Origin of the sequence: Streptomyces sp. CC224B, assembly GCF_030010595.1 — a bacterium.
Classification (GTDB): domain Bacteria; phylum Actinomycetota; class Actinomycetes; order Streptomycetales; family Streptomycetaceae; genus Streptomyces; species Streptomyces longispororuber.
In genome coordinates, this window is sequence record NZ_JASCXL010000018.1 from 86,762 (window position 1) to 101,633 (window position 14,872).

General features: G+C 69.7%; 11 protein-coding genes and 4 pseudogenes. 8 read left to right on the forward strand and 7 right to left on the reverse strand.

Annotated features, from left to right (window positions below; genetic code table 11):
- Window positions 1–1,407 precede the first annotated feature (1,407 nt).
- The 3 genes and pseudogenes from QK440_RS41365 to QK440_RS09980 form a co-directional block, all read right to left on the reverse strand.
- Window positions 1,408–1,757, reverse strand: a pseudogene (locus QK440_RS41365) (IS5/IS1182 family transposase); the annotation flags it as partial.
- A 383-nt stretch (window positions 1,758–2,140) separates the two neighbouring features.
- Complete coding sequence (locus QK440_RS09975; protein ID WP_282792655.1) at window positions 2,141–2,419, reverse strand: hypothetical protein; 279 nt, start codon at window positions 2,417–2,419, stop codon at window positions 2,141–2,143.
- A gap of 99 nt (window positions 2,420–2,518) precedes the next feature.
- Window positions 2,519–2,782: a hypothetical protein gene (locus QK440_RS09980; protein ID WP_282792656.1), complete on the reverse strand. Its 264-nt coding sequence runs from the start codon at window positions 2,780–2,782 to the stop codon at window positions 2,519–2,521.
- A gap of 455 nt (window positions 2,783–3,237) precedes the next feature.
- On the opposite strand from QK440_RS09980, the pseudogene QK440_RS09985 reads away from it, so the two are divergent.
- Window positions 3,238–3,468: pseudogene (locus QK440_RS09985) on the forward strand (MerR family transcriptional regulator); the annotation flags it as partial.
- Between the two features lie 200 nt (window positions 3,469–3,668).
- On the opposite strand, the gene QK440_RS09990 reads toward QK440_RS09985, so the two are convergent.
- Window positions 3,669–4,316, reverse strand: coding sequence for a response regulator transcription factor (locus QK440_RS09990; RefSeq protein ID WP_282792658.1), 648 nt, complete (start codon window positions 4,314–4,316; stop codon window positions 3,669–3,671).
- On the reverse strand, window positions 4,301–5,560 hold the full coding sequence (locus tag QK440_RS09995; RefSeq protein WP_282792659.1) for a sensor histidine kinase: 1,260 nt from the start codon (window positions 5,558–5,560) through the stop codon (window positions 4,301–4,303). The genes QK440_RS09990 and QK440_RS09995 overlap by 16 nt, the downstream gene beginning before the upstream one ends.
- 151 nt (window positions 5,561–5,711) lie before the next feature.
- Between QK440_RS09995 and QK440_RS10000 the strand changes: the two genes are divergently transcribed.
- The gene (locus QK440_RS10000; RefSeq protein WP_282792660.1) at window positions 5,712–6,152 is read left to right on the forward strand and encodes a hypothetical protein; all 441 of its coding nucleotides are present in this window, start codon (window positions 5,712–5,714) and stop codon (window positions 6,150–6,152) included.
- 442 nt (window positions 6,153–6,594) lie between these two features.
- On the opposite strand, the gene QK440_RS10005 is transcribed toward QK440_RS10000, so the two are convergent.
- On the reverse strand, window positions 6,595–8,073 hold the full coding sequence (locus QK440_RS10005; protein ID WP_282792661.1) for an MFS transporter: 1,479 nt from the start codon (window positions 8,071–8,073) through the stop codon (window positions 6,595–6,597).
- 878 nt (window positions 8,074–8,951) lie between these two features.
- Between QK440_RS10005 and QK440_RS10010 the strand changes: the two genes are divergently transcribed.
- The 5 genes and pseudogenes from QK440_RS10010 to QK440_RS10025 all read left to right on the forward strand — a co-directional run bounded on the left by QK440_RS10010 (window position 8,952) and on the right by QK440_RS10025 (window position 12,846).
- Entirely contained in the window at window positions 8,952–10,304 is a 1,353-nt protein-coding gene (locus QK440_RS10010) for a cytochrome P450 (RefSeq protein WP_282792662.1), read from the forward strand.
- Window positions 10,301–11,377 (forward strand): terpene synthase family protein, encoded by a 1,077-nt coding sequence (locus QK440_RS10015; RefSeq protein WP_282792663.1) that lies wholly within the window; start codon window positions 10,301–10,303, stop codon window positions 11,375–11,377. The genes QK440_RS10010 and QK440_RS10015 overlap by 4 nt, the downstream gene beginning before the upstream one ends.
- 73 nt (window positions 11,378–11,450) lie before the next feature.
- Window positions 11,451–11,564: pseudogene (locus tag QK440_RS41370) on the forward strand (IS5/IS1182 family transposase); the annotation flags it as partial.
- A gap of 629 nt (window positions 11,565–12,193) precedes the next feature.
- Window positions 12,194–12,487 carry a hypothetical protein gene (locus QK440_RS10020; protein WP_282792664.1) on the forward strand — a complete coding sequence of 98 codons (294 nt, stop codon included), beginning with the start codon at window positions 12,194–12,196 and terminating at the stop codon, window positions 12,485–12,487.
- Window positions 12,488–12,576: 89 nt separating this feature from the next.
- The gene (locus tag QK440_RS10025) at window positions 12,577–12,846 is read left to right on the forward strand and encodes a hypothetical protein (protein ID WP_282792665.1); all 270 of its coding nucleotides are present in this window, start codon (window positions 12,577–12,579) and stop codon (window positions 12,844–12,846) included.
- A 764-nt stretch (window positions 12,847–13,610) separates the two neighbouring features.
- Here the strand turns inward: QK440_RS10025 and QK440_RS10030 are convergent.
- The gene (locus tag QK440_RS10030) at window positions 13,611–14,072 is read right to left on the reverse strand and encodes a TetR/AcrR family transcriptional regulator (RefSeq protein WP_282792666.1); all 462 of its coding nucleotides are present in this window, start codon (window positions 14,070–14,072) and stop codon (window positions 13,611–13,613) included.
- 463 nt (window positions 14,073–14,535) lie between these two features.
- Here QK440_RS10030 and QK440_RS10035 point away from each other — a divergent pair.
- Window positions 14,536–14,872: pseudogene (locus QK440_RS10035) on the forward strand (hypothetical protein); the annotation flags it as partial.

Genomic DNA, 14,872 nt, shown 5'->3' on the forward strand with positions numbered 1-14,872 from the left:
CGCGGCGGGCAAGGCCACGCTGGTCCGCGTCTACCTGGACTCCGGCATCGATCCGCGCGAGGGCGGCGGCACCGTCGACGGGGTGACCGGGACGCTGAGCCTCAACGGGGGTTCGTTCACCGCCCGTTCCTTGAATCCGATCACGGCCCGGCCCGTCGCCCAGGTGGACCGGACCCGGATCCACCACACCCTGAACTTCCTCATCCCCGCGGACCGGGTGACGGCAGGCACGGCCAAGATCATGGTGCAGGCGGAGGTCGCGGGCACCCTCAGCAACCCCATGGAGGTCACAGCCGACTTCCGGGCGACGCGGCCCGTGACCGTGTGGATGGTGCGGGTGTCGACTCCGACCGTCCCGGCGGTGAGCGCGGCCCGCTACCGCGCCGTCTCCGACACCCTCCCCCTGCTCTACCCCATCGCCGACACCGGCGGGATCGTCTACCACACGGTCCCGGGCCTGACCGAGATCCACACCACCCGCGACCTCACCGACGAGGACGGCCAGGGCGACTTCCTCGACGACCTGGAAGACATCCAGGAGGACCACGGCAACGACGACCAGCTGATCTACGCCATGGTCGCCCGGGCCGTCCCCATGGGCGACATCGGGGGCAAGGCCCGGTACGACGACCACGTCTCGTTCGGGTACGACCACGACATCACCTTCGCCCACGAGGTCGGACACCTCCTGGGGCTGCGCCACGCACCCTGCGGTGGCCCGGAGAACGTCGACGAGGACTACACCCCGCCCGACGGCCGCACGGGCGAGGTCGGCGTGGAACCGCTGAATCCCGGCAACATCCACCCGGCCACCGTCGGCGACTTCATGAGCTACTGCAACGCCGCCCCCCAGTGGATCGGCGGGTATCACTGGCTGAGGCTGCTCAACACGCTGTCCACACGCGGCGACCAGGCCGGGGAAGCGTCCCCCGAGCACCCCGTACCCGGCACCGTCCCCGCCGTCCCCGCCGTCCTCACCTCCACCAGCCGTCCGTTCCCGGGTGAGTACGTGCGGGTGCGCGGCAGGGTCACCCGCTCCGGCACCGTGCGCTGGGCACCCGGTCTGCGCACCTCCCGCAAGCCGTCCCCGCCCTGGACCGTCCCGGGACCCGCCTACACCGTGTCGGTGGAGGACGCGGCCGGTCAGGTCCTGGCCGACGCGCCGACGGCGGTGGTCTTCGACAGCGCCGAACAGCAGGAGGCACTGTTTAGCGCCCGGCTGCCCTACGCCCCTCGGGCCCACCGCGTCGTCCTGCGCCGCGACGGCACCGAACTGGGCGCCATGGCCGTCCCGGCCGGGCCGCCCCAGTTCGCGCTGAGCGCACCCCTGTCCACATCGGAGATCGACACGACCGGTGTGCTCCACCTGCGCTGGCAGCGCCTGGACATGGGGTGTCCTCGCTGGGGGAGGCGGCGGGCCCTGAGGTCGGTCATGGCGAAGTGGACCATGGCCTCGGAGCGGGCCGGGGGGCTCGTAGTCGCGGGCCAGGCGGCGGTGCAGCATCAGCTAGACGTAGGTCCGCTCGACGGTCCACCGCTTCGGAATCGGGGTGAAGCCCCCGCGTCCGGGGGTGTTGGACGATCTCGTGGTCGATGCCGAGCGAGGCCGGGTGGTCGATGAAGTGCTTGCGGTAGCCGCCGTCGACCCACACCTTGCGCAGGCGGGGGTGGTCGGCGGCGGCCTGCTTGAGGAGGGTGCGGCCCGCGGTGAAGTCCTGGACGCCGGCCGCGGTGACCAGGACCGCCAGCTGCAGGCCGCCCCGCCCCGGGGCAGGCCCGCGCCCGGCGCCGCCGCCAGGCCGCCGCGCTGCGCAGGGCCCGGCAAGAGCGTGCGGCGCGGAAAGCTGGGACGCCGACCATCGGCCCGCCGACGGCTCTGCGAACCACGGCCGGAGCCGAAACGCAGGAGATCAGCACTTCCCTGTTCCCGGCAGATCTAAGAAGCCGCAGGTGACACGGGTCAGCTGGAGAAGGTCATGTATGTGCCTGCGGCCACGTGGGTGGTGCCGGGACATGTCGCGGGTCCTTACCCGCGTGGGTACGGACCCGTGTGGACTCCCAGAGGCAGGGCTCCGGCGGGAGGAGCGCCGGGCCCCTGCTTGGTGGCCCGTCGCCGAACTCGGCTGGTCGTGCTTGGGGCTCAGAGGGCGTTGACGACGGCGCCGGGCAGGCTGGGGATCTCGATGTAATCGATCAGGGACCAGTTGGTGGTGTTGCGCTTGATCATGGCCTGCTGGTTGGCCTGCATGTTGTCGCCGGGGCCGGTGCCCGGGGACAGGATCGGCGCGGTGGGCCCGTTGATCGCCGAGGTCTGCTCACTCTTGTTGGTGTCCGCAGTGGCGGTACCAACGCAGGTCAGTGCCACGGCGGCGGTCGCCGTCAGGGCCAGCGTGAGGACCCGGGCGGTGGTCTTCTTCACAGGGGTGCCTGCTTTCGTGCGGGGGTGAGTCGCGAAGGTGTGCTGCTCAGGGACGTCTCAGGCCACGACTCAGAGTGCTGGCTCGCGCAGACCATGCGTCTACAGAAGGTCGTTCACAATGGGCAGGCCGACGTAGTCGATGAGGGACCAGTTGCTGGCGTTGGCCTTGTCCATGAGTTGCTGATTGCCCTGGGCGTTGTCCGAGGGGCCGGCGGCCGGAGAAAGGACTGGAGCGGTGGGCCCGCTGAGTGCGGACGTCTGCTCGCTCTTGTTCGTGTCGGCCACGGCGGTGCCCGCGGTGGGCACGGCAAGGGCGGTGGCGGCCAGCAGGGTGGTGGCGGCGAAGCGCCGGGGGGTGCGCATAAGTGGTTCCTTTCGGGCAAGGGGGAAAAGGGAGTGAAGCGGCGGGGCGGGGCCCGCGTGCGGAAGGGCCGCTGTCGTGCGGCCTCGCGGGAGAGGTCTCAGGGCAGCAGGGTGGTGACGGTCTCGACCTCGGCGTAGTCGACCAGCGCGTGGTTCAGGGTGTTCTTCTTGGCCATGTTCTGGCCGCCATACCGCTCATGCCATCGGCAGGTAGTCACATGAGCATCCAGTGCGCTGAACAACGCCCCACCCCGGGAGAAGGGCACGCACCCACACGACGGAACCCGCCCCAGCGCGGATTGACGGGCGGGACGCAGCAGCGGACGTGTCATCCAGCGAGATGCCCCAGGGCCCGAACGCTCGCTACCAGGACGGTGCCCGCAACGCTGAGGTTGAAAGACAGCCCCTCAGGCAGCCGTTAGCGCCGCCAGGGCGCGGCCCATCGCGGCGTTGAACGGCAGGACGCCATCCCCCTGGTCCGCTTCTTCCAGCAGATGTTCGTCGCCGGCCTGACCAGCCGAAGGATCACGGAACTCCTTCCGTGCGGGGACTCCGGGCACACCGACGCCGAGCAACGAGCCATGCTGCGCGCCGAGCGCGACCGCATCCAGGCCAAGGTCGACGACCTGCGGGCTGCCCTGGACCGCCTCGACGAGGTCATCGCGATCACGGACACGCACCCGTAGGCGCGGTCGGTCGGACGTCGCACCAGCGATCCACGGCTGGAGTACTAGACGACCCCCAGACCCTGGGACGGTGATCGCGCAAGGCTCGGCCGCCTTCGCCGGCGATGACGGCCGCACAACTCATAGGGCCCGACTGGGGACGCCCGATCGGGCCTCTGACATGTCCTCGCGAGGCGCCACACGGGATCCTCAATCACTCACTAAGACTTGTTCAGGTAGGTGAGGACGGCGCGGACACGGCGGTTGGTGTCGTCATCGTCGGAGATGCCGAGCTTGCCGAACATGGAGGTGGTGTACTTGCTGATGGCGCTCTCGCTGAGAAAGAGGCGGCGGCCGATGGCCTGGTTGGACAGTCCCTCGGCCATGAGGGCCAGCACGGAGTACTCGCGTTCGGTGAGCCGTTCGAGTCCCCGGATCGGGGAACTGCTGGAGAGCAGTTTCGCGATGACGGCCGGGTCCATGGCGGTCCCGCCGCCCGCGACGCGCTCCAAGGCGCCGATGAACTGGTCGGCGTCGAACACGCTCTCTTTGAGAAGGTAGCCGACGCCGCCACAGCCGTCGGCCAGGAGTTCGCGGGCGTACAACTGCTCGACATGCTGAGAGAGGATGAGGACCGGCAGTCCGGGCATCTCGCTGCGGGCGGCGAGGGCTGCCCGCAGGCCCTCGTCCGACTGGTCCGGTGGCATGCGGACGTCGATGACGGACACATCCGGGCGCCACGTCCGCAGCGCGTCGAGCGTTTCAGGTCCGGTGGTCGCTGTCGCTACCACCTGGTGTCCGTACGCCTCGATCAGGCGGACCATCCCGTCGCGCAGGAGGTAGAGGTCTTCGGCTACAACGATTCGCATGGCAGCGCCATCCTGACACGGGTCGGACCGCCCGGTGGACTGGTGATCTCCAAAGTGCCGTCGAAGACCGCGAGGCGGCGGCGCAGGCCCGCGAGCCCGCCGTCGGCTCGCTCGTCGGCCCCGCCCCGGCCGTCGTCCTCAACCTCGACAACGAGCTCGGCCTCGTCCCTGACGAGGCGGACGCGCGCCCGAGACGCCTGGGCATGCCGGACCGCGTTGGTCAGCAACTCGGCGACGCCGAAGTAGACGGCCGACTCGATCGGCGGGTCCAGGGTCAGCCGGCCGTCGGCGCTGACGGCCACGTTGAGCGGGATGTCCAGGGCGAGGGCGCGCACTGCGTCGACGAGCCCCCGCTCGTTCAGCACGGGCGGGCTGATCCCACGGATCAGCTCGCGCAGCTCGGCCAGCGAGGCGGTGGCGCCGACCCGCGCGTCCCGCATCAGTGCCTTGGCACGCTCCGGGTCGGTCTCCATCAGCTTCTCCGCAGTGGCCAAGGAGAGCCCGAGCGAAACCAGGCGGGCCTGCGCCCCGTCGTGCAAGTCCCTTTCGATCCGGCGGATCTCGGCGGCCTGCGCGACCGTCGAATCCGCGCGCTGGGCGGTCAACTCATCCACCCGGTCCGCCAGCACCATCGCAGGCGACGGACGCAGGAAGCGGACGGCCACCGGCTCGACAAGCCGCCAAGCGAACGGTGCGGAGGCGACGGCCACGACCAGTCCGAGTGCCCCGAGGAGGCGCGCGGCGGGCCCGGGCCGACTGAGCCCGAGAACCGCCGCGGCCACCCCGGCCGGCGGGAGGGCGGCGATTACGCCCGCGGTGAGGGGCACGATCCCTGTGAACCGCAGGTCGCGCCAGTTGGCGGGGTCTCTCCACCGGAGCCGCCACTTCTGATCCAGGAGGGCGTCCCGACGGGTGCGCTCGTAGGAGAAGCTGTTCCACCAGTACCCTGTGGACATCCGCATCACCGGTCCGGCCTGCCGGTATCCGGCGGGGATGACGGTGGCGGTCCACCGTGCGACCAGGAAGCGGACCATCTGGCAGACCGGGCGGGACAACGCGAACGTGCCCCCGCACACCAGCACGAGCGGCGCTACCCACGACCACGGATTGGCCGCCCCCCACCAGCACCCCAGAGCCACGGCCACGGCCCACACGGCCGGGACCAGCATGCTGACGACCACCACGACGCACGCCCGCACGAACCCCACGCCGACGCGCGCCACCCACGAACCCAGCTGTCTCATGACTCTTCCCTCGATCGCCGTCCGGTGCTCCCACTGTGCACCGCGCGGAGCCCGCTACTTCCCTGGTCGGCCAGGGAGTGGGGCTACCCCCACCCGCCTGTGTGTCCAGGCGGATACCGCGTCAACCAGGCGCTTCATAGCGTCGGTGAGCATGGAAACCAACGCGCCCACCACGGCCGATGCGGCACTCCTCAACGGCCCCCGCGCCCAAGGAGCCTTCGGCACAGCGAAGAGCAGCATCAAGGTGTACGGCGTACTGAGCGTCGTCGCCCTCCTGGCGGTCATCGCGGTGTCGAGTAGCGGTCACATGGTGAACACGTTCATGTGGGTCCGTGCAGTCCTGCTGCCCGTAGTCGCCGTGTTGCTCCACCGGATGACCGGATCCGCTTCCCGCGGATCTCGACGGGCCTTCGAGCGCGGGAGGGCTCTCACCGTCATCATGCCGATCGCGATCATCGGCGTCGACCTGATCCCAGGTGTCTGTCCGCCGTGGTACGCCGCGATGCAGGTCGTCTGCATGCTGCCCGTCATCCGCGTCGCGTTCATCACCCGCGGCTCCGCGTTGCGCGCCGCCTTCCCCCAGGGGCACTGAACGAGCGCCGGGCGTCGCTCCGTGCGGCCCGACCGGGGACGCCCAGTCGGGCCTCTGACATTCCCTCGCCAGGCGCCACACGGGACCCCAAACACTCACTTACACGCCGCTGCCCCGCACCGGGCCACCGGCCACTGTGTGCAAGAAGCGCGACCATGGGCATGTCCGAGGCCGCTGACCGCACCGACACCTTCGTCCCGCACCGATACCGCGAGCAGCTGGTGGGCCTGGGCGGATCCGCATGAACTGCGTCACCGAAGGCGACCCCGCTGCGCCCGCGACAGGTGTGCGGGAGTGCTGGCCAGTAACGTCGAAGCGCCGGGAACGGCAGTGGTCGACGGCCGCCGACAGGAGGTGTCCTGGCGGCGCCCGTGAGCGCGGGGGCGAACGACGAGGAAGGCTGAGGGCCCCGGCCGACGTCGCGGCCGGGGCCCGGAGCTGCTCAGTCGGCCTGGTTGTCGGCCTGCTTGGGCAGGCAGAACATCAGGGCCCACAGCAGGGCGAGGAGACCGCCGACCCACCACAGCACGGTGATGAACGCGTCGCGGTTGAGTGCGGCCTCGGGTGAGCCGCCGGTGGTGGCGAAGAAGACCAGGGCGGTCAGCGCGGTGCCGAGGGCGATGCCCAGGTGCATGGCGGTGTTGAACAGGCCCGAGGCGGAACCGGCGTCCTCGTGTGGGACCTTAGCCAGCGACAGGTCGGCGAGCGGGCCGCCGACCATGCCGAGACCGAAGCCGATCAGTACCACCGGAGCGGTCATCCCCAGCAGAGTCAGTCCCGCCTGGCCTGCGTGGATCTGAACCCCGTAGGCGGCCATCGCAGCGATCGTGACGAGCGTCCCGGCCTGGGGAAGGCGGCGGGCGAAGCGCCCGGCGCTCTTCGCCGCGACCGTCGCACCGCCCAGCTCTCCGACGGAGAGCAGCACGAAGGCCAGCGCCGCGAGGAAGGGGCTCATGCCCAGTCCGCGCTGGAGGTAGAGCGTCCAGGTCATGAAGAACAGCCCGCACAGCAGGCCGTGCATCAGCTGCGCGGCCATGCCGCCGGAGAACTGCCGGCCCCGGAAGAGGGACAGAGGCACGAGCGGGGCGTTGTCCTGCTTGCGCTGCTGGTGGCGCAGGAAAACACCGAGGACGAGGAGACCTGCGGCGAGCATGGCAAAGCACCACAGCGGCCAGTGATGCAGGTGCCCCTCGGAGAGCGGGAAGACGATCAGGACGATGGCCAGTGCGGACAACGCCATACCGGTCAGGTCGGGCCGGTCGGCCTTCCGGGCGGTGGACTCGGGGATGAACATGCGCCCCAGGAGGAACACGGCGAGGCCGACGGGCACGTTGACCAGGAAGATCGGCCACCAGGACAGCCCGAACAGGTCTGCCTCGGTGAGCAGGCCGCCCATCACCGGGCCCAGGACGTTCGCGATGGACAGGACGGCCCCGTACAGGCCGAACGCCTTGCTGCGGCTCTGCCCCTCGAAGGTGACATGGAGGGTGGCCAGGACCTGCGGAATCATCAGGGCCACGGCCACGCCCTGGAGCAGGCGGGCGCCGATCAGCATGCCCGGCCCGGCAGCGAGGCCGCACAGCAGTGAGGCCGCGGTGAACACGACGGTGCCGATCAGGAGGAGCCTGCGCCTGCCGTAGAGGTCGCCGAGGCGTCCGCCGGTGATCAGCCCGATGGCGACGGGCAGGGAATAGCCGGTGGTCAGCCACTGCAGGGCCGCCGGTCCCGCGCCGGTCGACTCCTGGATCGCGGGCAGCGCGGTCAGGACGACCGACTGGTCGAGGAGGTTCAGAAGCTCGGCCCCCAAGAGCACTAAGAGGGCGATGCGGGCAGCCAGGGCCATGTTCGGGCGGTGAGGTGCTGGGTCGTCCGGGGACGAGGTGGTGTGCTGTGGCTCGTTGCCGAGCGCGGAGGAAGACACGACGGAAAACTCCTGATCCAAACGGATCGGGGAGCCCTGCCGACAGCCGCACCGGGGCCGGAAAACACGAAACCCGGGGCAGACGGCAGAGCTGCACCCGGGAAGAAAACTGCGAGGAAGGGTGACGCAACTCAGGCCAGCGCGACGTCCGCCCCTCAGACACGTGCGACACGACAGCACGCGGGGAACGCGGACGACTACATGGCCCGGTTAATAAGTCGTCACCTCAAGATCGACACAGAAGGAAAAGGAAATCCGGCCCCTGTCACCGACACCACGGCACAGGAACTCCTCCACGGTAGGACACCCCAGACTTCTCACGCAAACCAGATAATGGGCTCGCCCCTGCCGGCCGACCGGCAGAAGGCCAGGCCTCCGCTGTCGTGCGAAAACCCGGGCCCATGCCAGCCCCTCAGCAGCCTTCCCCGGCCGACCGCAGGCCGGGCCGGCCGTGGCGGCCCGGTACCCCGCCCCCAGTACCGATCGCTGTGCACCGCCTCTACCGTCTTGATCACGCGGCGGATCAGCCGGGACTGCGTCCCGGTCGAGGCGTCCGGCTCGCGGCCGAGAAGGTCGCGGACTGCGGCCACCAGCTGGGCGTCCGCCCAGCCAAGTGGCCTCCCCGCGACGTCGAACCCGGCCGTCGGCGCCCCGGCGGAATCGGCCGACAGGGCCTCTCACGCATGGGCCGCGACCGGCTACCCTCTGCGTGCATCCGACGTAACCGGCTGGGTTATGAAGGTTTGAGCGGTCTTTTCCGGATATGCAATGTGATCTTGCATTTTCCGTGTGCGCGCGTGCGGACGCCGGTCGTGACGGGTAGGCACTGATGGCTCGGTCAACCTGCCCGCCAAGCTCGGTGTCAATGGGGGCAACGCATGCGACAGACGGCTCCGGCAGCCAGGGGAGAGCTTCCGCTGGTCGGACACGTGGCGCGGCTGGCAGTTGACCCGCTGGGCTTCCTTGAGCGGCAGCGGGCCTTGGGCTCGGTGGTCGTACTGCGCCTGATGGGCCGGGAGTGCTACCTGATCAACGGTGCCGAGGCGGCGACGCAGGTGCTCGTCACGCGACAGGACTGTTTCGACAAGGGCGGCCCGTTCATGGAAGCGGCCCGTCAGCTGGTCGGCAACGGCGTGATCACCTGCGGCGCGGCGGAGCACCGGTTACAGCGTCCGGTGATGAAGCCCGCCTTCCACCGCGGCCGGGTCGCCGGTTACACCCAGGTGATGCGCTCCTGCGTGGAGGAGACAACGAGGTCGTGGCAGGATGGCCGGCGGCTGGACGTGGGGGCGGCGATGTACCGGCTGGCGGCCCTGGTGGTCGCGCGGACGTTGGTGTCGGCGCCAGTTGGCAGGCAGGCGGCACAGGTGATGGGGGAGGCGCTGCCTGAGCTGTTGCGCGGGCTGCTGCGCCGGATGCTGATCCCCGCGGCGTGGGTGCACCGGCTGCCGACACCGGCCAACCGGCGTTTCGACGCGGCCCGCCTCCGCCTGGATGCGGCCGTCAGGGACGTCATCGCCCAGTACCGGCAGGCCGACCAGCACAAGCAGGACCTGTTGTCCCAGATTATCGCGGGAGACGAGGACACCGGACGCCGTCCCGGCGACGCGGAGGTGCGCGACCAAGTGATGTCGGTCCTGGCGGCCGGCGTGGAGACCTCCGCCTCCCTGCTGGCCTGGACCTTCCAGCTCCTGTCCCACCACCCCGACGTCCAACGCAGGCTGTGGGAGGAAGTCGACGGCGAACTCGCCGAGGACCCGGTTGCCTTCGAGGACCTGCCCCGCCTGACGTTCACCAGACGGCTGCTGACCGAGGTGCTGCGCCTGTACCCGCCCACCTGGCTGCTCAGCCGCATCGTCGTCGAACCCGCCGAGATCTGCGGCCACGTGCTGCCGCGGGGGGCCGACGTACTGATCAGTCCCTACGCCCTGCACCGCGACCCCGCCGTCTTCCCCGACCCCGGCCGCCTCGACCCGGACCGGTGGCTGCCCGAACGCCTCACCCCAGCCCAGCGCCGGTCCTTCCTCGCCTTCGGTGCCGGGCGCCGCCGGTGCATGGGCGAGTTCTACGGCATGACCGAGACCACCGTCGCCCTGGCGTCCATCGCCCGCGCCTGGCACCTGCACCCCACCCGGCCGGGCCCCGTCCATCCCGTGCCGCGGTTCCTCCTCGTCCCCGCCGAACAGCCCCTCGTCCCGCATCGGCGCGCCCCCCGAGCGGTCCAGCGGTGACCGCCTCCCCGGCGCCCGGCCCGCCACGGGAGGACGGCGACCCGAAGGCCTACCCCAGCTTCAGGCTGCCGTCCTTCTCCCGGTTCCGGCCGGCGATGCGCCGTCCCGGCCTGGAGGAGCTGGAGGCGTCCTGCCGCGCCTGGCTGGACGACGCGCTGCGCCCGGCCCACGCCGACGACCCGGACGACCACCGCGCGTTCGAGGAGTTCCTCGACCACCGCACCACCTTGTGGAACCTACTGACGTATCCCACGACCGGCACCGAGCGCACCAGGACCATCTGCCACTGGATCGACGTCCTGTTCAGCATCGACGACCTCTTCGTCCACGCACCCCACGCACGTCTGGAACGCCTGGGCCTACACCGGCTTCCCGCCGTCTTCGACTACGCTCAGCCCGCGCCGCGGGCCCCGTACCCCACGGTGCTGGCGGCGTTGGCAAAGCACCTGCGCGCCGGGATGCCAGGCGGGCTGTGGGGCCGTTTCGCGAGGGAGATGCGCGGGTTTTTCGTGGCCTGCCGCAACGAGCGGGCCTGGATGGACGCCGGCACGGCCGTGGACCCGGCCGCCTACGAGGCGTCCCGGATGCGGAGCATCGGCGCGTGCTGCTTCCCCCTGCTGGAGTACGGGCTGCGCATCGACCTCGGCGACCGGTTACCCGCCTTCCCTGAGCTCGCCCGGCTCGGCCACCTGGTGGCCCGGCACTGGGTCGCCGTCAACGACATCTTCTCCTACCGCAAGGAGCTCTACAGCGGCGACACCGTCAACGAGATCGCCCTCGTCCTGGCCACCAACGGCGGCGACCTCCAAGCCGCCGTCGACCGCATCGCCCAAACCGTCGAAGCCACCGAAAAAGAGTTCTGCGCCCTCAGCCAGCGCCTGCTGCGCGGAGCGTGCGGCCGGGACCCGGCGGCCGGCCCGTACATCGAAGCCCTGCGGTGGATGATCGCCGGCAACCTGGAATGGTCGTACATCACCCCGCGCTACAACGGCCACGGCCACACCTGGACCGGCAACACCGAGGCCACCGTCATCCTCACGCCACGCCGCACTCTCTACGTGGGCAACCCCTGAGGTCGTGGTCACGGACGACGATCCCGGGCCGCGGCCCGCGGCTCTCAACTTCCTCCGGAATGGCTTTCGCCGACCAACCACGATGGTGATCGATGCGCAGAGCATCAAGACCTCCGCCAACGTACCCGCCACAGACCAGGGCGGCGACGTCGGCAAGACCGTGGCTCGCCGAGCGGCCGTGGGCGTGGCCCCTGACCGACCGGGCGGACGCTCGCCTCCTCGCAGGGGTCGATGGCACCGTGGAGCCGCAACCGGGTGTTCCTCGTCGGCCGTAGCGTGTCTGTGGCCGGAGTACGGCGTGTAGGTGCCGTACTCCGGCCACAGACGACCTGGGTCCTAGCCGCAGGGGATGACGTAGCGGACGGGGTTCCAGTCGCCGTGGGCGTCGAAGCTGTACGCCGTCGGCGTCTTGTAGATCATGGTGCCGCTGGGGTTGTACATCCGGGCCCGGCGGCTCTCCCGGTTGCGAGTCTGGTCGTTGATCCAGGAACCGCCCCTGCCTCGCCGCGCTCGACGCGCAGCTCGACCACATCGCACGCACCAGGTGACCCCGCTCTGCGAGCACTTGGTCGACCTCATGGCGGGAAGGAGGCCAGGAGAGAGCGCGCCTAGGGGGTGTCTGACGGGTCACGTGATCGTGCTGCGGGCGGTGGCTCCGCCGTTCGGGGGAACGCCCCTCTTGTGAGTGATTGTCCTTCAGGGGTGAGCGGGAGACGCTTGGTCAGCCGGGGGCGGGCTTCTCCGGACCAGCGGTCCCTTCGGAGGAAGAGAGATCTGACCATGCATGCACTGAGGCGCTCGGCAGGGATCGCCGCCATGACTGGCGCGGCGGCGCTGATGGCGGTGACCGGTATGGCTACATCCGCCCAGGCCGCCGAAGGGACGTTCTTCTACACGCGCGCCGATACGGGACGCGAGACCTTCCTCGGCTCGACGCCGAACGGTCAGTGCCTTGCCATCCCGGGCGGCGCCCGCCAGGCGACCAACGACACCGACACGGATGCCCGCCTGTACACGAACAGCAGTTGCACGTCGTCCAGCAGGTTCCTCGGGTCTCGGCAGTCGGACGAGTACGCGGCCCCGTTCCCGACGTATGTCCAATTCGGCTGAGGTTCCTCCGGCAGGCCCACTTCCACGCGGCGTACGGCCTTCTTTGACCGCCTGCACCAACTCGTACCGCGACAGGGAGACCTCGTCGCGTGCGGCGTACTCGGGACCGCGGCCTGGAAGCGTTCGGCGGCCGCGCGCCAGGTGCGCCACTGCTCGTCGTACGCCTCGCCGACGAGCCCGGCCAGTGCGGCCCGCGCCTCTTCGGCGGAACGTTTGCCTTCGACGCGGTGCTGGCGGCCCGCCCACTGACGGCCGGACTGCTCACCGAACATGTGTCCGTGTCCGCCACCCTCATCCCGGCCGCCCTCCCGCTGCTGGCAGGCGCAGTGGTCGCGGCCACCACACGATGGGCACGGTGAACGCATCATCCGCTCCCGCAGCACGCCCCCACCGACGCCGCCGCCTTGGGAGAAAGACAGGAAGGTGCCGGACGCGCGGGCCAAGGCACAGCTCCAGCTTCGCCGACTCCACTAAGCCCGTTCCACGGAAACCCCGTGGTCGTGGTGAACCGGGAGCCGCGCCTTGGCTGCTCTCGACGATGTCGACCGGCGCATCCCAGAGTCGCAGGGCTCCTCGGGGCGGTGGCCGTACTGGGCCGCGCCTCGGCTGTCCAGGCGGGGGGCGATTAGCTTTTCGCCGGGTTGTGCTCAGCGGAGCTCGCCGTCGTACAGTTCGTAGCCCTCAGCGTCGCGGAATTGACCGGGCCGGGAAGGGCCGCGGATCCCCAAGCGTGCCCGCAACGGCTGGCCTGCATGGTCCTGGCGCTAGAGGATGAGCACCTCGATCACCTGGGACTGACCTCGTAGGCGGACTCGGCTCGAATCGTGACGTACTTCCGGAACAGGAAGTTCTTCCATTCGGCGAAGCTCGCCCTTCGCCACCCAGCTCTCCGCCAGGGAACGGGCCTAATGCGTAGTAGTTGACGGTCATGCCAAGGTCTCCAGGATGCGGTCGAAGGTGGTACGGGCTGACGCAGTCCCGCGCGGCGGCGGGTCTTCAGGGATGGCCGTCTCCGGCAGCCGCAGGAGCACCGCGGCCACCGCGCGTCCCACTCCCCGTAGGCCGGGCAAGGGGCTGAGGTCGTCGGCCGCGTCCTTCCGCCCCATAAAACGGCCCCCACCTGCTACGGCGCGCTGGCGAGTCTGCCCATCACTTCGTACACCTGCTGCGGGGTCAGCGGGGCGACGGACAGCGGTTCTTGCGCTGTTCCCGTGCCCAGTCCCTGGAGCAAGAAGGCCACCTGGCGGCGCCAGGCGTCGGGGGCGGTGTCGGCGCCTGCACGAGCGAGGGAGGCGTTGGTGCCGAAGAAGAGCAGGAGGTCCTCGCCGGTGAAGTCCGGGCGGACGGCGCCGGCCAGCTGGGCTCGCTCGATGATCCGTGTCGCGGCTTCCTGCGCCTGGCTGCAGATGGCCATCAGGCACTCGGCAGCAGGAAAACGTCCGCTGACGACATCGGCGACCGCGGGATCGGTGGCCTGCAGTTCGCAGATCCTCTCGATGTAGTACGCGAACCCCTCCCCGACCTCCTCGAAGGACAGGGCGTGCTCGGCGGCTTCGTCGAGACGGTCCGCGGCCAGGCCGGCCACCACTTCGTCGATAAGCGCCTCGCGGGTGCCAAAGAGGTTGTAGAGACATCGTGGAGTGTCACCATCTGCGCGCAGAATCGGGCAATTTTTGGGGGGGCAGTGTGACAAATAGTTCCATTAGTCACTCCTGGTGGCGCATCCAGAACTGGCTCCGCGGCCGAGGAGAGGAGGGCGAACTGGCCCCCTGCCGCGCCTGACGAAATTTCTCTCATGGAGGAACATCTCGGTTTCCCGATTCCTCCGGAGCTCGCTGATTCGCTCAGTTGTCACAATGGAAGCGGGATCTTTGCATGTCCGCCACGCTTTCAAATGATTAGCTGTAGCGAGATCCTGCCCGTCTGGGAGATGAGGACGAGTATCTGGCCTGCAGATTTCCCCTCCCCGTTCCCCCCCCGCATTTTGTCCCTTTCGCCACGGACGGATCCGGTGGTTGCCTGTATCTCATCGCGGGGCGGGAGAGCGAGTGACTCTGGCGACGATGGACATCGGTCCCGTACTGCTCACCGTCATGGGCGCGGCCTACCACTGGATGGACCGCGACCAGGTCGCCCGGGACCTCGACCAGATCATCCAGCTGGGCGGAGCGATCGGCCTCGCCTCCGGCGGCGCCACCGGCGACCTCGAACCCGCCGACTGGCGCCACGTCGTAGACGAGGTCCGCACCCGCTGTCTCGGCCCCGAGCGCCGCGCCGTCTTCGGCACCTACTGCAACTCTCATGCCAGATCGGTATGTTGGCCGTGCCAAGGGCGTCACACACTGTGGCCGGTCGGGTGTAGCGATCCGCCGTGGATGGGTAGGT